The sequence below is a fragment of the Photobacterium sanctipauli genome, assembly GCF_003026495.1.
Taxonomy (GTDB): domain Bacteria; phylum Pseudomonadota; class Gammaproteobacteria; order Enterobacterales; family Vibrionaceae; genus Photobacterium; species Photobacterium sanctipauli.
In genome coordinates this window covers 1-16,886 of record NZ_PYMA01000027.1, presented here as the reverse complement: position 1 = coordinate 16,886, position 16,886 = coordinate 1, and the positions used below count along the sequence as shown (strand labels likewise).

14 protein-coding genes and 1 tRNA gene are annotated in these 16,886 nt (G+C 51.4%); 2 read left to right on the top strand and 13 right to left on the bottom strand.

The genetic code is table 11. The features are described from left to right. The first annotated feature begins 6 nt into the window (after window positions 1–6). Window positions 7–1,191 carry an NO-inducible flavohemoprotein gene (gene hmpA / locus C9I98_RS25030; protein WP_036832312.1) on the top strand — a complete coding sequence of 395 codons (1,185 nt, stop codon included), beginning with the start codon at window positions 7–9 and terminating at the stop codon, window positions 1,189–1,191. A 101-nt stretch (window positions 1,192–1,292) separates the two neighbouring features. Here hmpA and motX read toward each other — a convergent pair whose 3' ends face one another. The 12 genes from motX to C9I98_RS24970 form a co-directional block, all read right to left on the bottom strand. Next, window positions 1,293–1,919 carry a flagellar protein MotX gene (gene motX / locus C9I98_RS25025; RefSeq protein WP_036832315.1) on the bottom strand — a complete coding sequence of 209 codons (627 nt, stop codon included), beginning with the start codon at window positions 1,917–1,919 and terminating at the stop codon, window positions 1,293–1,295. A gap of 247 nt (window positions 1,920–2,166) precedes the next feature. After that, the gene (locus C9I98_RS25020; protein ID WP_036832317.1) at window positions 2,167–3,483 is read right to left on the bottom strand and encodes an adenylosuccinate synthase; all 1,317 of its coding nucleotides are present in this window, start codon (window positions 3,481–3,483) and stop codon (window positions 2,167–2,169) included. A gap of 122 nt (window positions 3,484–3,605) precedes the next feature. Beyond that, complete coding sequence (locus C9I98_RS25015) at window positions 3,606–3,800, bottom strand: DUF2065 domain-containing protein (protein ID WP_036832320.1); 195 nt, start codon at window positions 3,798–3,800, stop codon at window positions 3,606–3,608. A gap of 108 nt (window positions 3,801–3,908) precedes the next feature. Further along, window positions 3,909–4,907 (bottom strand): protease modulator HflC, encoded by a 999-nt coding sequence (gene hflC, locus C9I98_RS25010; protein WP_036832322.1) that lies wholly within the window; start codon window positions 4,905–4,907, stop codon window positions 3,909–3,911. A gap of 2 nt (window positions 4,908–4,909) precedes the next feature. Further along, entirely contained in the window at window positions 4,910–6,067 is a 1,158-nt protein-coding gene (hflK, locus tag C9I98_RS25005; RefSeq protein WP_036832324.1) for an FtsH protease activity modulator HflK, read from the bottom strand. A 57-nt stretch (window positions 6,068–6,124) separates the two neighbouring features. Further along, window positions 6,125–7,414 carry a ribosome rescue GTPase HflX gene (gene hflX, locus C9I98_RS25000; RefSeq protein ID WP_036832326.1) on the bottom strand — a complete coding sequence of 430 codons (1,290 nt, stop codon included), beginning with the start codon at window positions 7,412–7,414 and terminating at the stop codon, window positions 6,125–6,127. A gap of 26 nt (window positions 7,415–7,440) precedes the next feature. Then, window positions 7,441–7,710: an RNA chaperone Hfq gene (hfq, locus tag C9I98_RS24995; protein WP_036832328.1), complete on the bottom strand. Its 270-nt coding sequence runs from the start codon at window positions 7,708–7,710 to the stop codon at window positions 7,441–7,443. An 86-nt stretch (window positions 7,711–7,796) separates the two neighbouring features. Next, window positions 7,797–8,732 (bottom strand): tRNA (adenosine(37)-N6)-dimethylallyltransferase MiaA, encoded by a 936-nt coding sequence (gene miaA, locus C9I98_RS24990; RefSeq protein ID WP_036832329.1) that lies wholly within the window; start codon window positions 8,730–8,732, stop codon window positions 7,797–7,799. Continuing rightward, a complete protein-coding gene (gene mutL, locus C9I98_RS24985) occupies window positions 8,725–10,893 on the bottom strand; it encodes a DNA mismatch repair endonuclease MutL (protein WP_107272622.1) in 2,169 nt (722 codons plus the stop codon). The genes miaA and mutL overlap by 8 nt, the downstream gene beginning before the upstream one ends. A 2-nt stretch (window positions 10,894–10,895) precedes the next feature. Beyond that, complete coding sequence (locus tag C9I98_RS24980) at window positions 10,896–12,602, bottom strand: LysM peptidoglycan-binding domain-containing protein (RefSeq protein ID WP_107272621.1); 1,707 nt, start codon at window positions 12,600–12,602, stop codon at window positions 10,896–10,898. Window positions 12,603–12,606: 4 nt separating this feature from the next. Then, window positions 12,607–13,071, bottom strand: a complete 465-nt coding sequence (gene tsaE / locus C9I98_RS24975; protein WP_036820575.1) for a tRNA (adenosine(37)-N6)-threonylcarbamoyltransferase complex ATPase subunit type 1 TsaE — start codon at window positions 13,069–13,071, stop codon at window positions 12,607–12,609. Next, window positions 13,071–14,567 carry a bifunctional ADP-dependent NAD(P)H-hydrate dehydratase/NAD(P)H-hydrate epimerase gene (locus C9I98_RS24970; protein WP_036820571.1) on the bottom strand — a complete coding sequence of 499 codons (1,497 nt, stop codon included), beginning with the start codon at window positions 14,565–14,567 and terminating at the stop codon, window positions 13,071–13,073. The genes tsaE and C9I98_RS24970 overlap by 1 nt, the downstream gene beginning before the upstream one ends. A 190-nt stretch (window positions 14,568–14,757) precedes the next feature. Here C9I98_RS24970 and queG point away from each other — a divergent pair, with 190 nt between their 5' ends. Continuing rightward, window positions 14,758–15,891: a tRNA epoxyqueuosine(34) reductase QueG gene (gene queG / locus C9I98_RS24965; RefSeq protein WP_107272620.1), complete on the top strand. Its 1,134-nt coding sequence runs from the start codon at window positions 14,758–14,760 to the stop codon at window positions 15,889–15,891. Window positions 15,892–16,760: 869 nt separating this feature from the next. Here the strand turns inward: queG and C9I98_RS24960 are convergent. After that, a tRNA-Gly gene (locus tag C9I98_RS24960) sits at window positions 16,761–16,836 on the bottom strand. Between the last annotated feature and the right edge of the window lie 50 nt (window positions 16,837–16,886).

Here is a 16,886-nt window from a genome sequence, read left to right as displayed (position 1 = left end):
AGCGTAATGATCAGCCAGAAAACCATTGATACCGTAAAAGCAACTGCTCCTTTGCTAGCCCAAACAGGCCCGGCCCTAACAGCACACTTCTACGATCGCATGTTCACCCACAACCCTGAGCTCAAAGATATCTTTAACATGAGCAACCAGCGCAACGGTGATCAGCGTGAAGCCCTGTTCAACGCCATTTGTGCTTATGCCAACAATATCGAGAACTTGGCAGCACTGCTTCCTGCCGTGGAGAAAATTGCCCACAAGCACACCAGCTTCATGATCACTGCCGAGCAATACGCGATTGTCGGCGGCCACCTGCTTGGCACCATTGATGAGCTATTCTCGCCAGGCCAGGAAGTATTGGATGCATGGGCAGAAGCTTATGGCGTGCTGGCTGATGTATTTATCAAGCGCGAAGAAGAGATCTACCAAGAAAACGAAGGCAAGTCCGGCGGCTGGCGCGGTACCCGCGAATTCGAGGTTATCGCCAAAACACAAGAAAGCGATGTCATTACCAGCTTCACCTTCAAGCCAACCGATGGCGGTGAGGTGGCAGCCTTCAAGCCAGGCCAATACCTAGGTATCTACCTGCAGCCAGAAGGTTTCGAAAACCAGGAAATCCGCCAATACAGCCTGTCAGCTGCCCCGCAAAAAGATCAATACCGTATTTCGGTGAAGCGCGAAGACGGCGGCAAAGTATCGAACTACCTGCACAACAGCCTGAGCGTCGGCGATAAAGTGCAGCTTGCACCGCCAGCAGGCGACTTCTTCCTTGAAGTTGAGCCTGCCACCCCGGTTACGCTGATTTCTGCGGGCGTGGGCCTGACGCCAACCCTGTCCATGCTAGAAACACTGACAGGCCATCAAGCGGAAGTACGCTGGCTACACGCTGCTGAAAACGGCGCGCAGCATGCTTTCAAGGCAGAAGTCGCAGCCATTGCCTCGCAACATGACCATGTTTCAAGCGCGGTGTGGTACCGCGAGCCGCTCAACACGGATCGCCCAGCGGAAGACTTCGACCACCAAGGACTGATCGACTTAACCAAGCTAAAGGCAGAGCTGGCTACGCCAAACATGCAGTTCTACTTCTGCGGCCCGGTAGGTTTCATGCAGCATGTTGCCAAGCAGCTGCTTGAGATGGGCATTGCCGAAGAGCAGCTACATTACGAGTGCTTCGGCCCGCATAAGGTACTTTAAGTCCCCGTTCGGCAGCCATCCGCTTGCCAGACAGCTGTACAACAAATGCAAAAAGAGAGGCCTCGGCCTCTCTTTTTTGTCAGTGTTCATCAATACTGCGCTTACCAGAACGTATCACGGCGCTTGGCCCGGGCTATCACATTGGCCGGCATCCGGTTTTCTAGCCCTTGGCGCAAACGGGCAATCTGACGGTGATCCTGCTGGTTGGCTGTCACGGTATTGTATAGCCAACGATAGGCATCCTCGAAATCGAGCGGGCTACCGTAATCACTGAGCAGCAACTCCGCAAGCTGGATGCGCGCCGCCACATTTCCCATGGCTGCCGCTTCTCGCAAATAAGGAATGGCTCGCTCCTTGTCTTGCTGCACCAAGGTCCCACGCGAGTAATACCGCCCCAACTGCTCCAGTGCTGCTGGCGAGCCCTGATGAGCCGCCGACTGCATATAATGGACCCCAAGCTCGACATCACGCTCGACGCACACCCCCCAAGCCAGCATATCGCCGTAGAGGAACTGGTAGGACGGCGATTCAACGCGGATTGCACGGGCCTCGATATCTTGCACCAGCTGGCAGTCGTCCGCTTGCACTTGGCGCAAGTGGCTATTGGTGTCGAACATCCGGTTGAGCTCGTTCTCGGTATAGACAGGCACCGCATCACCGACATCCTCTAATGCCATAGCAGGTGTCGCCGCCAGCAATGTAGTCAGTAACAAGGTACGCAGTATCATTTGCAGATCTCTATCCGAACGTAAAAGCTGTATCGGCGTGCAACAGTCAAACTTTAATGCAATTCACAACAAAAACGGCATTTTTTTGCCGATTTGATCCTTAGTGCGAAAAGATTTTGACGCAAGTATTGGAGGGAAAATTTGGGAGCAAAGCCCATTATTGGGTACGAATACCAACCGCTGGGGCTGAAAAACAACAAAGCCAGCACTGAGGCTGGCTTTGAACATTCAACGTTACCGCTAGCGATTATTCGCCGTATGGGTGAACCTTGATGATTGTCTCGTTACGGTCAGGACCGGTAGAGATGATGTCGATTGGCACACCAGTTAGCTCTTCGATACGTGCGATGTAATCAAGCGCTGTCTGCGGAAGTGCGTCTAGAGACTTGGCACCAAAAGTCGTTTCAGACCAGCCCGGTACAGTTTCGTAGATTGGCTCGATATCTTCGTAAGCGTCAGCCGCCATTGGAGATACTTCTAGGATTTGGCCATCTTTGGTCTTGTAACCAGTACAGATCTTGATCTCTTCCAGGCCATCCAGTACGTCTAGCTTGGTTAGGCAGAAGCCTGAGATTGAGTTGATCTGAATCGCACGGCGCATCGCCACTGCATCAAACCAACCAGTACGGCGTAGGCGACCTGTTGTAGCGCCAAACTCGTTACCCACTTCACCTAGGTGCTTACCAACTGGGTCTTGCTTGTCTAGACCGTCGTATAGCTCAGTCGGGAACGGACCTGCACCAACACGTGTGCAGTATGCTTTCGCGATACCTAGGATGTAGCCAAGGTGGCGAGGACCGAAGCCAGAACCTGCCGCAACACCACCAGCGGTAGTGTTTGAAGAGGTTACGTACGGGTAAGTACCGTGGTCGATATCAAGCAGTGTACCTTGCGCACCTTCGAACATGATCTTGTCGCCACGTAGACGCGCGTCGTCAAGCTCTTTAGTTACATCGATAACCATTGCCGTCAGGATATCAGCCTGGGCCATGATGTTCTCAAGTACTTCTTCGTAGCTTACCGGCTCAGCATTGTAGTAATGCTCAAGCTGGAAGTTGTGGTAAGCCATTACTTCTTTAAGCTTCTCAGCAAATGCTTCTTTGTCGAATAGGTCGCCAACACGTAGGCCACGGCGAGCAACTTTATCTTCGTAAGCTGGACCGATACCACGGCCAGTTGTACCGATAGCTTTCTTACCGCGAGCGATTTCACGCGCTTGGTCAAGAGCAATGTGGTATGGAAGAATTAGCGGACAAGCTTCTGACAGGAACAGACGTTCGCGCACTGGGATACCACGTTCTTCTAGTGGGCCCATTTCTTTCATCAGCGCGTCAGGAGAAAGTACAACACCGTTACCGATGATACATTTAACGTTGTCACGTAGGATACCTGATGGGATCAGGTGAAGGACAGTTTTTTCACCATCAATGACAAGGGTGTGACCGGCGTTGTGACCACCTTGGTAGCGCACTACGTATTTTGCATCTTCGGTCAACAGATCAACGATCTTACCCTTACCTTCGTCACCCCATTGGGTGCCAAGAACGACTACATTATTTGCCATCTTTCTTCGTCTATCAGTAGTTAAAAAGGGATTCTAGCACCTTAAACGGCGCCTTGCAGTCATTTTTTGACCATGAGCCCAATTTCTGCAAGAAGAGTGTCACGCTAACGTGCTAGAGCGATTTACATACTAGTGTACATCATATAAGCAATGACACTGCCGCTGACGACCAAACAGCCGCCGATACGGCGCAGGGTATTATCGTCCTGCTGACTCAGCTGGCTAACCATCTCTCGCCAGCCCTTTGGCGCCAATAATGGACCAAGCCCTTCAAAAACCAGCACTAACCCCAAGGCCAGCCATATTGCCTTTGTCATAACGACTCCATGAAAACCCGAAAAAACGAGGGGATTATACGCTGATGGCCAAACGCAGGACAAAAAAAAGCAAGACCGAAGTCTTGCTTTTCTCAATTCGGCTTTTGCTTAGTTAGCAACGCCCGATGACTCTTTCATGTACTTGAAGAAGTCAGTGTTCGGGTCAACAACCAGAATATCGTTCTTCGAGTTGAAGCTGTTCTCGTAGGCCTTCAGTGAACGCAAGAAGTTGTAGAACTCAGGGTTCTTGTTGAAAGCACCAGAGTAGATTTCAGCTGTCTTCGCATCTGCGGCACCGCGAACAACACGCGCTTCACGGTCAGCATCGGCAATGATCTTCGCCACTTCTAGCTCAGACTGTGCACGGATAACTTCCGCTTTCTCACGACCTTGTGAACGGTGCTTACGGGCAACCGACTCACGCTCGGCACGCATACGGCGGTAGATAGACTCACTGATTTCGTCAGGCAGGTTGATTTTCTTCATACGGAAGTCAACCACTTCAACACCCAAGTCTTTCATTGCGCTTACTTTGATGTCAGCCAATACGTTTGCCATGATCTGGTCACGCTGGCCTTCCACCTCTTTGCGCGGCGCAACTTCAGCAACAATTTCAGTTGCCGGCGCGTCATCTTCGACTACCGCGTCAGCGTTATCGATCTGGGCACCACGGTCTGGGCCAGAAACGATCTGCTTGATTTCACGGGAACCGATTTCCGCACGCAGGCTATCAACCACTTTACGCTTCAATAGCGCCTGTGCCGTCGAGGCATCGCCACCACCTGTCGTCAGGTAGTACTGGCCGAAATCTTCGATACGCCACTTCACGTAGGTATCGATGATCACGTCTTTTTTCTCAGACGTTACGAAACGGTCAGCTTGGTCATCCATTGTCTGGATACGCGCATCAAGGGTACGAACACGGTCGAATACCGGCACTTTAAAGTGCAGGCCAGGCTCGTAGATCCGAGCCACGTCCGAGTTGGTATCTTTCAAGATACGACCGAAACGTACAACGATTCCGCGCTCACCTTCCGGTACCACGAACACCGACATCAATAGAGTTGCAATGAAAACCACAATCACTGGGATCATTAACTTACGCATAATTAATATCTCCCCTGACGGCCAGTATCTGAACGCGGTGCGGTTGATACTGGTACTGGTTCAACTTTTTCCAACTCAATATCGTAATTCGATGAAGAGCCCTTGCCTGATGACTTGCCACCTTGCTCAGAAGGGTTGATCAGCTTATCCAACGGCAAGTACAGCAGGTTACCACTCGAGTTCGAGTCAACCATGACTTTGCTGGTGTTCGAGTAAACACGTTCCATCGTCTCTAGGTACAGACGGTTACGGGTTACTTCTTGTGCAGCCAGGTATTCCGGTAGCAGCTTCTCAAACTGTGCCACTTCACCGAGTGCACCGTTGATCACACGCTCCGAGTAACCTTCCGCTTCCTTCTTCAGACGCTCAGCACGACCCGTTGCTTTCGGCAAGATATCGTTACTGTAGGCTTCTGCTTCACGAACGAAACGCTCCTCATCCTCTCGCGCGGCGATAGCATCATCGAATGCATCTTTCACCGCTTCCGGCGGACGAGCAGACTGGAAGTTGACGTCGACAACCATCAGACCCATGTCGTAGTTCTGAATGATCTTGTCAATCGCTTCCTGCGTGTAGGCACGGATAGACTGACGACCGGTTGTCAGCGCCTCGTCCATCGTCGAGTCACCAATAACCGCACGCAGCGCAGAATCAGTTGCCTGACGCAGACTGTCGTCAGCATTGGTTACGCTGAACAGGTATTTCTGAGGCTCAGCCACACGGTACTGAACATCCATTTCAACTTTCAGTACGTTTTCGTCTTTCGTCAGCATCAAACCTGAGCTGCGTAGAGAACGAATCGCCTGTACGTTGACAGGAGTCACCTCATCGATAAATGTCGGCTTCCAGTTAAGACCCGGATCAACCATCTCGTAAAACTTACCGAAGCGCAGTACGACGCCTCGCTCAGCTTCACCAATGGTGTAGAAACCAGAGAAACCCCACACCGCAGTCGCAAGCACTGCCACAACCCCTAGACCAGCAGCGCTGCCGCCAGTTGAAGGACCCTTTTTATTCCCAAAAATGCCACCGAACTTACGACTCAGTTTTGAGAAAACTTCATCGAGATCAGGTGGACCTTGATCACGACCACCGCGATTGTTATTACCCCAAGGGTCTTTATCACGGCCGCCGTTGTTACCAGGCTCATTCCACGCCATTATAGAACTCCATCAATATGATATGACGACAGTTTTTTTTATTACTCTAGCAGTCCATTAAGCAACGATAAAGTCATCTAACGAAGTACTTTCTCTTTTTTGTAACCGAGACCACTCTGCCAGGGGCAATCTGATGTCGATTTTTAGGCTGCCATCAGTGTCATATTCTTCCCTGACAATACAGCCCAGTTGATAAAACTTACTTCGGTAACGGCCAATGTGTTGCGGAGGCAGGCACAAAGTATGCTTTACCATGGTGCCGGATAAACGTTCGGTTAAGGCTTCGAACAACAAGTCGATGCCCAGCCCTTCCATCGCGGATACCCAAACCCGACGCGGCACGCCGTCGTCGTCTCGCTCGATGCGCGGCTTCGCCCCTTCCAAGTTGTCAATTTTGTTCATGACAATCAAGGTCGGCACTTCACTGGCATCAATTTCTTCCAATACGCTATCTACCGCCTCGATGTTCTCACGGAAGCGGTCGTCACTCGCGTCAACTACATGCAACAATAGGCTCGCGTCTTGCGTCTCTTTCAAGGTCGCTTTAAACGCCGCCACCAGATCATGCGGTAGGTGGCGGATAAACCCAACGGTGTCGGCCAAAATTGACGTCCCAACATCGGCAATATCAATTTTGCGCAATGTCGGATCCAAGGTAGCAAACAACTGGTCGGCGGCATATACCCCGGCATCGGTCACCCGGTTAAACAAGGTCGACTTACCGGCGTTGGTATAACCCACCAGCGAGATTGTTGGGATTTCAGCACGGTTACGTGCCCGGCGCCCCTGATCACGCTGCTTGGCGACTTTCTCGAGACGACGCAAAATCGTCTTGATCCGCTCACGTAGCAAACGACGGTCAGTTTCTAGCTGAGTTTCACCCGGCCCCCGTAAACCGATCCCGCCCTTCTGTCGTTCAAGGTGGGTCCAACCACGGATTAATCGAGTGGAAATGTGACGCAACTGTGCCAGCTCGACTTGCAACTTACCCTCATGGGTACGTGCACGCTGGGCAAAGATATCCAGGATAAGACCGGTGCGATCTAGTACCCTGCATTTGCAAATCTGCTCCAGATTTCGCTCTTGCGCTGGAGATAGAGAATGGTTGAATATCACGATGTCGGCTTCTTCAGCCCGAACCGCTTCGGCAATTTCCTGCGCTTTACCTTCTCCCACGTAATATTTAGGGTGGGGAGTTTTACGACTACCTGTCACGACACGTAGCGTATTGACTCCCGCCGAGGAGACCAGCATTTCAAATTCGCTTAAGTCTTCCCATTCCCCTTCTTGCGTGAAGTTGATATGAACAAGAATTGCCTGCTCACCGGATTCATAACGGTCAAACAAGCAATCAACTCCTTATTGAAGAACTGTTATTCTTCAGTTTTTTCCTGTGAACGCTCAGCAGGTGCCTGACGATCGCCTGCATGGTGGTGGTTTACTGGACGCGCCGGTACCACCGTAGAAATTGCATGCTTGTACACCATCTGGTTAACAGTGTTCTTCAATAGGATCACGAACTGATCAAAAGATTCAATCTGACCCTGCAGCTTGATGCCGTTTACTAGGTAGATTGATACTGGGATTCTTTCACGACGCAAAGCGTTCAAAAACGGGTCTTGCAAAGATTGCCCCTTAGCCATTATTTCTTTTCCTTATTTGTTTGTAGTTGTAGTTAGCAACGAACAACATTAAAAATACGCAAAACAGTAATCAGTATACACGCTATTTAAACGCCACATCTAATTGAGTTTGTGACGGTTTGTAACGCGGATTCCACATCACTGCTATCCAACCACGTCAGGTCTTTCCAGCTTCTCAGCCAAGTTATCTGACGCTTTGCCAATTGACGAGTTGCGCAGATCCCGCGGAAAACCGCTTCGTCTAAATCGCACTTCCCGTCCAAATATTCCCACATCTGACGGTAACCAACACAACGTATTGAAGGAAGATCTGGGTGCAGATCACCTCGTTCATACAAAGCACGAACTTCCTGTTCAAAACCTGCTTCGATCATTTTTTCAAAACGCAGCTCGATCCGTTGATGCAGTACAGCCCTATCCTTGGGAGTTATTGCAAATTGGTGAACCTTGTAAGGCAAGGCATCACCTTGAGTTTTCGTAAGCTCAGTTAAAGTTTTACCCGAAATACGAAAAACTTCCAATGCGCGTGATAAACGCTGAGGATCATTCGGGTGTATCCGTGCCCCCGACACAGGATCCACCTTCACCAATTCCTCATGCAAAGCCTGCCAGCCTTTTTCTGCCGCTTCTTGCTCAATCTGAGCTCTGATGGCAGGATCCGCCGCAGGCAATGGCGATAAACCTTCCAATAATGCCTTGTAGTACAACATAGTACCACCCACCAACATTGGAATTCGCCCTGCTGCAACTATATCAGCCATTTCCTTTAGTGCATCAGCACGAAAGTCCGCAGCTGAATAACTTTGCGCTGGATCACGAATATCAATAAGGCGATGAGGCGCCAAGGCTAATTCACGGTCATCGGGCTTTGCCGTTCCGATGTCCATTCCTTTATAGATAAGGGCGGAATCGACACTTATCAACTCCACTGGCAACTGTTGGCGCAAACGAATGGCCAAATCAGTTTTTCCAGATGCCGTTGGCCCCATAAGAAAGATGGCCTGAGGTAGTGGCTTAGTCATAATCAAATGCTTCTATTGCTGCGCCCACATCAACTGCGCGCAACAAGTTTGGGTAATAATTTTCAAGTTCGCTGCCCCATAACTGCTCCAACTCGGTAACGAGCTGGATTGCTTGGGACAAACTATAGGCATCAGCTGGGATCACAAGTTGCTGCGCCAACCACTCCAACAGCTTATCCCACCCCTGCTGTTCAGGGTCTTCTGCAATGGCTGCCAAGTAGCTGACTAATGCCGGGATTAACTGCTGCAAGTTCTGCTGTCGCAACGGCTGGCACACCGACATGATAATCAAGTGGCTTTTGCCTTTCGCTTTTAGCTGAATGCCTAGCTGTTTAAGCAGTAATGCATGCTGTTCGGCACATTCTATCATACCCGCATCAACAGGTACTGAATGGGGGATCAGCAAGGGTTGGGGTTTCAGGCCTTCGGTTTGTGCGAGGCGCAGTTGCCCTTTGACGCGCAGTGCCATCGCCTTATCTAGCGCCAGCAATGCCACCCCTTCGTCACGGTTGAGCAGCAAGTACTTTTGCTGGACCAAACACAACGCTTTGCCAAGGCCAACCCCATTGGTGGTATCCACCGCATCTTGCCGCGTTGGCGCCAATGGAGCCTGTTGCTGCGCGACCGGGGTTGCCGTTGGCTGCGTTGCAGCAGGCGCTGGCTGGCAAGACGTTGTTGGTGGCACCGACCGAGGCGGTTCTCGGTATTGCGACTGGTGCCCCGGCGCCGGGTTTGAGATTGGGTTTGGGGCAACTGTCGGCGCAGGCTTTGGCTCCGAGTCCACGGTTCGCATCAACTGCTGGTATGCCGCCACTTCTTGTTCGGTCGGTCCATCTTCACCGTAGCGCGAAGCAGCGCTCCCCTTGTTGCTACCACCGTGGGGACGGCTGGTACTGGGGCCCGTTGAAGGCTTAGGCTGATACTGCGGTGCCGATTGGCGCGGGGGCTCGGCCGCGCTCTCCCTTCGAGCGCCTGCTTGTTGCCCTCCCGACGATAGCCACTCGCGCGCCGGCGCTTTATTTGGGTAGTCGGGAGTGCGTGCCACTGCTGCCAAGGCCGAGTCAGGTTCTGACACGTTATAAGACGGAGTGGGTGCCGCGCTGTATTCCGTCGCCTGCGCACTGGCCCGTGGCGCTGGGGCCACCACGGCCTCATGCTCATCGGCACCTTGTATTAACGCGCTCTGCAAGCCTTGGCAAATGAAGTCATGCACCAAACGGGCTTGATGGAAACGCACCTCATGCTTAGCCGGGTGTACATTGACATCGACCTGGTGCGGGTCAACCTCGATAAACAGCGCATACGCCGCATAGCGATCCGGCGGCAGGCTGGTTTCATAGGCTTGGCGGATCGCATGGTTGATCAGCTTGTCTTTCATCATGCGGCCGTTGACATAACAATACTGGATATCGTTTTGCGAACGGGCACCTTGCGGGCTGCATATCCAACCCGACAATTTCAAATCACCGTGGGCCAACTCAACCGCAAGGGCATGGTTTAAAAATTGGCTACCGCATACCGCTGCCAAGCGGCGCTCCTTTTGTACCTGGGTACTGGCGGCACGGTACTGACGAATCGTCTTGCCGTTGTGGCGCAGATTGATGGTCACATCCATCCGGCTTAAGGCAATACGCTTTAGCAACTCGTCGATATGGCCGAATTCCGTTTTCTCAGTTCGCAAGAACTTACGTCTCGCCGGGGTGTTGAAAAACAGATCCAACACTTCCAACGTGGTACCAACCGGGTGTGCTGCAGGCTTGAGTTGAACATCCATATCCCGCCCTTCGGCATAAGCCGACCACGCTTCTTCTTGCTCAGCGGTTCGAGACGTCAGGGTCAACCGGGATACGGAGCTAATACTCGCCAAGGCCTCGCCACGAAAACCGAGGCTGACAATGGCTTCCAGGTCATCAAGGGTGGAGATCTTGGAGGTCGCATGGCGGCTTAGCGCCAGACTCAATTCATCTTTCGGGATCCCTTTACCGTTATCCCGAATACGGATGGTGCGGCTACCACCCTTATCGATATCGATATCGATGCGGGTCGCACCCGCATCGAGGCTATTTTCTACCAGCTCCTTCACCACCGAGGCTGGGCGTTCAACCACCTCACCCGCGGCTATCTGGTTGGCAAGGCGGGCAGGAAGGATCTGTATAGGCATAGTTAACTACTTGGTATGGTTAGTTTCTGTCCAACGGCCAGTTTATCAGAACGAAGCTTGTTGGCCTGGCGCAGGCTGTTCACGCTGACACCATAACGGGCGGCGATTTTTCCAAGGAACTCGCCTCGCTGCACGGTATGCTGAACCGCCTTGCGGCCACTGACGTTTATCTTCAACTTCTGGCCAATCGCCAACTCATCTGAGCGTAGGTTGTTGGCCTGGCGAATGCTACTCACCGTCACGCCATACTGGCTGGCAATCTTACCCAAAAACTCACCGCGCTGGACGGTATGAGTAATAATTTTAGGTGAACTTACCGCCACCGTAGACGATTTCGGCGCACTAGATGCGGCCGGTACTTGGCCAGGGATAGTCAACACCTGGCCTATTCGCAAGGTGTTCGACTTCAGGTTATTCGCCGACTTAAGCGCAGAAACAGAAACACCGTACTTGTTGGCGATCACACTGAGCGACTGGCCACTGGTCACCTTGTGCTTCACCCCTTGCTTACGGGAAGCAAACAAAGTGCCCTCTGGCGGCTTCTCATTGAAATAGGACAAGATCCCCTTGTAGACGGCATCGGCCAGCTTATTCTGGTGCGATCTTGCATTTAGCAAGCGCTCTTCCTGCGGGTTGGTAATAAAACCCGTTTCAACCAGCAGGGAAGGAATATCCGGCGACTTCAATACCGCCAGGCTCGCGTGCTCTGGCTTGCTCTTGTGGAGCGTCGTCACCTTGCTCATTTCTCGCAATACACGGGTGGCCACGTCGTAGCCTTCTTTTTGCGAGTGGCTAAACTGCAGATCCAATACCGCCATGCTCAGGTACTGGTCGTCGTTACCACCAGATAACACATCGCCACCACCAAGCAATTCTGATTGCTTTTCGTGCTGCTCTAGCCAGCGGCCAATTTCACTATTGGCGCGACGGGTATTCAATACCCACACCGACGCCCCTCGCGGCTGCGGCTTATGGAAGCCGTCGGCATGGATGGAAACAAGTAAATGCGCTTTGTTTCTGCGCGCTATCTCAGAGCGCTTGTTTAGGTTTACAAAGTAATCGCCAGTACGGGTCAGTACCGCTTTCATCCCTGGCGTCGCATTAATACGGGCTGCCACCTTTCGTGACACATCCATATTAACGTTCTTTTCATACTTGCGTGTCGGGCCGATAGAGCCAGGGTCTTCACCACCATGGCCAGGGTCAATAGCAACGATAATATCGTCGGTACCGTAAGGCAAAATAGCCTGTTGATTGGCAACCGGCTTTTTCGGCGCAGGCGCCACGGCCTTCACCGCTTGCTTCTTATGGGGAAGATCCAAAACCAAACGATGGCTGTAATGGCCATCAGGGGTTGGGTCTAGGGTGAAGAGTTTAGGCGTTGTCCCGGTCTTGATTTCAAAAACCAAGCGGTAGGTACCTTTTTCAGGCGCGCCACTGCTACGGATTTTGCTCAGGATCGCACTGTTCTTCACCGTTACAGGCAATTTCGTTTTCAGCGTCGTTTTCTTGAGATCAACAACTAAGCGATCGGGCTTGGTCAGGGTAAAGTAGCTATATTGCGCTTTATCCTGCATATCAAGCACGACACGTGTTTCATCCGGGGCGGGCCAAACGCGAACACCTTCCAGTTCATTGGCCGACAGCCAAGTACTGAACAACAACCCCACCCCAAAAACTACAGTATGAAAAAAAGCCCGTAACGACATCCTATCAACACAACTCCAAACGCTTGATCAATGCTGTACCGTATTCATTGTTTGCTGTCATAGTGACTCTTCGCTGCTCACCCTCGTAGCGCATATCCAGCTCTAGATCTGGGGCAGGCAACAAGCCATCACCTTTTTCTGGCCACTCAACCAAGCAAATGGCATCCGGCGTAAAGTAGTCACGGATCCCCATGAACTCCAACTCTTCAGGATCAGCCAACCGGTACAAGTCAAAGTGGTAAACCTGCCACGGTGGCAGCTCATACGGCTCTACCAAAGTATAAGTAGGGCTTTTGACATTACCATTATGGCCCAAAGCACGGATAAAACCGCGACTAAATGTGGTTTTACCCGCACCAAGATCACCGTGAAGGTAGATGGTTGTTTGGCGATCACACGCATGAGCAAGCTGGTGACCTAAACCCACTGTGGCCTGCTCGTCGGCAAGCAAAGTTTCAACTGTTTGCATTATGTTCTTAATTTCGGATTTACTAATTGTCGAATATGAGGAAATAAATCGCTAGCTAGCATACCACGCTCTCCGTCCATCGCACATCGATCTGCCGCCATGCTATGGATCAATACACCAACCCGAGCCGCGTCAGTCAGCGACAAGCCTTGGGCAACCAAAGCACCGATGACACCCGACAGCACATCCCCCATGCCACCTGTTGCCATCCCCGGATTACCAGCCGCGCACAACCAGCAATCCGTGCCATTATCAATCAGGCTACCAGCGCCTTTCAGCACTACTACCCCACCATACTTTTGCTGCAGTGCCCTCACAGCCGCAAAGCGGTCAGCTTCAACGTCTGCAACACTGCAATTGAGCAAGCGAGCCGCCTCGCCTGGATGGGGAGTTATTATACGGTTATTTTTATAGTCAGGCGAAAGGGCCAATAAGTTCAATCCATCGGCGTCTAGCACCAAATTTTTATCGGTGGCCGCGATGTAGAAAAAAAGCGCCTTACTCCAATCAGACTGGCCAAGCCCCGGCCCCAAGACAACCACATTGGCCCATGCTAGCTTTTGGCTTACCTCGTGGGCTTTCTCTTGCCAGCCTTTTGCCATTATTTCAGGTATCGCGCTGACAATTGACAACACATTGTCAGGTTGCGTTAAGACCGCAGTCAGCCCAGCACCGCTTCGTGCAGCCGCTTCGGCAGCCAAACGGATCGCGCCTCCCATCCCGTGATCACCGCCGACACATAAGATCCTGCCATGATCCCCCTTGTGGGCGGTTCGATCCCGAATACCCAAACATTGGGCAACATCATCCTCCGTTACCCGGCCAACTGCCGGCTGGCAAACAGAGTGAAAAGCAGACTCGACATCCAAACCAGCAAATAGCAACTCCCCAACATAATTTGCCGCTTTACCGGTCAGCAAGCCTTGCTTGCACCCTATAAAGGTCACCGTCGCCTGCGCTCGAATGGCTGCACCTAGCACCTGGCCGGTATCAGCACACAGGCCAGAGGGGATATCGACTGAAAGGATTGGGAGGGAAGAGCGGTTCAATAGCCGAATTAAGTCGGCGGCATTTTCCCTCACCGGGCCATTCAAGCCAGTACCAAGCAGGGCATCAACCACCACCCCGGCAGACGGCGGCAGCTCTGAAGCTGGCGGGGTGATTTGACCACCAGCATCCAGCCAAGCTTGCCGCGCAATTGCAGCATCCCCAGTCAGGTTTGCCGAATCACCTAGCCCCCACAGGATCACTTTGTACCCAGCCTCTAAAGCAAGCCTCGCAACAACATACCCATCACCGCCGTTATTCCCCCCACCGCAACAAACTAACACCGTTGTCGATGCAGGATATGCCTGGACTAGGTGTTCAAAGACCGCAGCCCCAGCCCTTTCCATTAAGCGATACATATCAAGCCCGAGCATCGCTGCTGCCTTTTGCTCTCCAGTACGCACTTGCTCAGCGGTATATAGCTGGATCGGTAATTGTGCCTGCTCCATCTAACGGACTCCCTCACATAACCCTGGCTTACCAGTTCTCATCTCTTGATAGTGCCGAACAATGAATCTAGGCACAATGATCATCTGGATCAATGCAGGGATATTTTGATCATCCACACACCAAATTCTCCTCAACATCCAAAATGATTGTGGTACACTTCGGCCCCCAGCATTACCAAGCAAGATCATCATGACTATCGACTATCGTGAGCTCACTGTAAAAATCAAGCAATGGGGCCGTGAACTGGGCTTCCAGCATGTGGGGATCTGCGATGTCGACCTGCGCCAACACGAAGCCCAGCTGCAACGCTGGCTGGATGCTGGCTACCATGGTGAAATGGACTGGATGGCACGTCACGGTATGATGCGTGCACACCCTGACGAGTTGCACCCGGGTACGGTCAGGGTGATCAGCGCAAGAATGGATTACCTACCGCCAGAAGCCAGCTTTGCCCAAAGCCTAAATAAACCGGAAAGCGCCTACATCAGCCGTTATTCGCTGGGACGTGATTACCACAAGCTCATTCGCAACCGCCTAAAAAGGCTGGGACAGCTTATTGAGCAAGAAACCGGGCCTTTTGGCTATCGCCCTTTTGTGGATTCAGCTCCTATTCTAGAACGCCCCCTGGCAGAAAAAGCGGGATTGGGTTGGACTGGCAAGCACTCTTTGCTCTTGAGCAAGGAAGCGGGGTCTTGGTTTTTTCTCGGCGAGCTGCTGATTGACTTACCACTTCCTGTTGATGAGCCGGAAGAAAATCAATGCGGTAAGTGCGTCGCTTGCATGACCAGCTGCCCGACTGGGGCAATCGTAGAGGAAGGCATTGTTGACGCCCGCCGTTGTATCTCCTACCTCACCATCGAGTTTGACGGCGTGATCCCAGAGGAATTCCGAGAGGCGATCGGTAACCGTATCTACGGTTGCGATGATTGCCAACTGGTGTGCCCATTCAACCGCTTCTCCAGCGTTACAGAGGAAGCCGACTACCATTGTCGAGACTCACTGTACCAACAATCGCTGACGACACTCTACCAGTGGACAGAAGCACAGTTTCTTAAAAACACAGAAGGCTCTGCGATTCGCCGTATTGGCCACACCCAATGGTTACGCAATCTCACCGTTGCAATGGGCAACGCCCCTTACGATAGCGATATTGTAAAGACACTGGAGCAACGCCGAGGCGAAAGCAAATTACTCGATACGCATATAGATTGGGCATTAAAAAAGCAGCATGAACGCTGCCAGTCTATCGAGATTAATGTCTTGCCCGCCAAAACACAGCGTCTGATCAGGATTGTGGAAAAAGGCTTACCACGGGATGCCTAACGAAAATTGTTCGCCGACCACCATGCTGCAACATGCATATTAGTTATTGCACAAAATGAGAGCTGAGCCAGAGTTCCTTCCTCATGTGGAAAACATTTCTCCTATCCCACTTTTATACCCAGATAGAAATATTAAACACAGGCAAAAAAAGCCCGCCAAATAAAAGTTATCCAAGTATCCACCTAGTGGATCAAGTTGTATATAAAAATGGGATAAATGATAAAAATCCAATTATTTTCATGCACTTAAACTGTTGATAAATTACCAACAGTTTTTTATTTCTGTGTATGAGAAAAGATAAATACAGACTTGTTCACACGGTATCGGCACACGTAATTAACCAACTTACCCACAAGTTATATTTGTGGATAACTCTGTGCGCAATCACATTAATTTTCCCCAAAGAAGGGCACTAGCCCAAGAATGACAAGGCATTCCAGCTAGATAAGTCTGGGATAAATAGAGCAGATACGATTCACAGCTCCCTGTTGGTAATGTCGAACCATTACCTGTATCAGCTGAACAAAGAGCATGTGTCGTCAATAGACACCAATACGATATGTATTGATCACAGAGCATCGTATATTTGCGTCATAACGACGAACAGCCTATTAAGGCTGTAAAGCAAATACTTGATGTTGTTTACGAAGCTGATTGCTTCTATGGTTCCCGATAACAATTGTTATGGAACATTGAGTCAACACACAAGGCTATCGGTAGTCGAGTAACCCAGGAATGCTGCAATTGAACTAATACTTCACAGTAGTAGCTTTGCCGTTCCACCGCATCATGCAGTGGCAGCAGAAAATGGAGCGACGCGACCAGCTTGGGCACGAGGTTCCTCGTGTTTGGTCTCATCGTTCAAAATTTGGAGCGACACACGAGGTTCGAACTCGTGACCTCAACCTTGGCAAGGTTGCGCTCTACCAGCTGAGCTAGTGTCGCTTTGGTTGCGGGGGCCGGATTTGAACCGACGACCTTCGGGTTATGAGCCC

Coding starts and splice junctions, on each gene's coding strand:
- hmpA (WP_036832312.1), top strand. CDS start 7: ATGATCAGCCAGAAAACCATTGATACCGTAAAAGCAACTGCTCCTTTG.
- miaA (WP_036832329.1), bottom strand. CDS start 8,732: ATGACTAAGCCACTACCTCAGGCCATCTTTCTTATGGGGCCAACGGCA.
- hflC (WP_036832322.1), bottom strand. CDS start 4,907: ATGCGTAAGTTAATGATCCCAGTGATTGTGGTTTTCATTGCAACTCTA.
- C9I98_RS24980 (WP_107272621.1), bottom strand. CDS start 12,602: ATGTCGTTACGGGCTTTTTTTCATACTGTAGTTTTTGGGGTGGGGTTG.
- C9I98_RS25020 (WP_036832317.1), bottom strand. CDS start 3,483: ATGGCAAATAATGTAGTCGTTCTTGGCACCCAATGGGGTGACGAAGGT.
- motX (WP_036832315.1), bottom strand. CDS start 1,919: ATGATACTGCGTACCTTGTTACTGACTACATTGCTGGCGGCGACACCT.
- queG (WP_107272620.1), top strand. CDS start 14,758: ATGACTATCGACTATCGTGAGCTCACTGTAAAAATCAAGCAATGGGGC.
- hflK (WP_036832324.1), bottom strand. CDS start 6,067: ATGGCGTGGAATGAGCCTGGTAACAACGGCGGCCGTGATAAAGACCCT.
- C9I98_RS25015 (WP_036832320.1), bottom strand. CDS start 3,800: ATGACAAAGGCAATATGGCTGGCCTTGGGGTTAGTGCTGGTTTTTGAA.
- hfq (WP_036832328.1), bottom strand. CDS start 7,710: ATGGCTAAGGGGCAATCTTTGCAAGACCCGTTTTTGAACGCTTTGCGT.
- C9I98_RS24970 (WP_036820571.1), bottom strand. CDS start 14,567: ATGGAGCAGGCACAATTACCGATCCAGCTATATACCGCTGAGCAAGTG.
- tsaE (WP_036820575.1), bottom strand. CDS start 13,071: ATGCAAACAGTTGAAACTTTGCTTGCCGACGAGCAGGCCACAGTGGGT.
- mutL (WP_107272622.1), bottom strand. CDS start 10,893: ATGCCTATACAGATCCTTCCTGCCCGCCTTGCCAACCAGATAGCCGCG.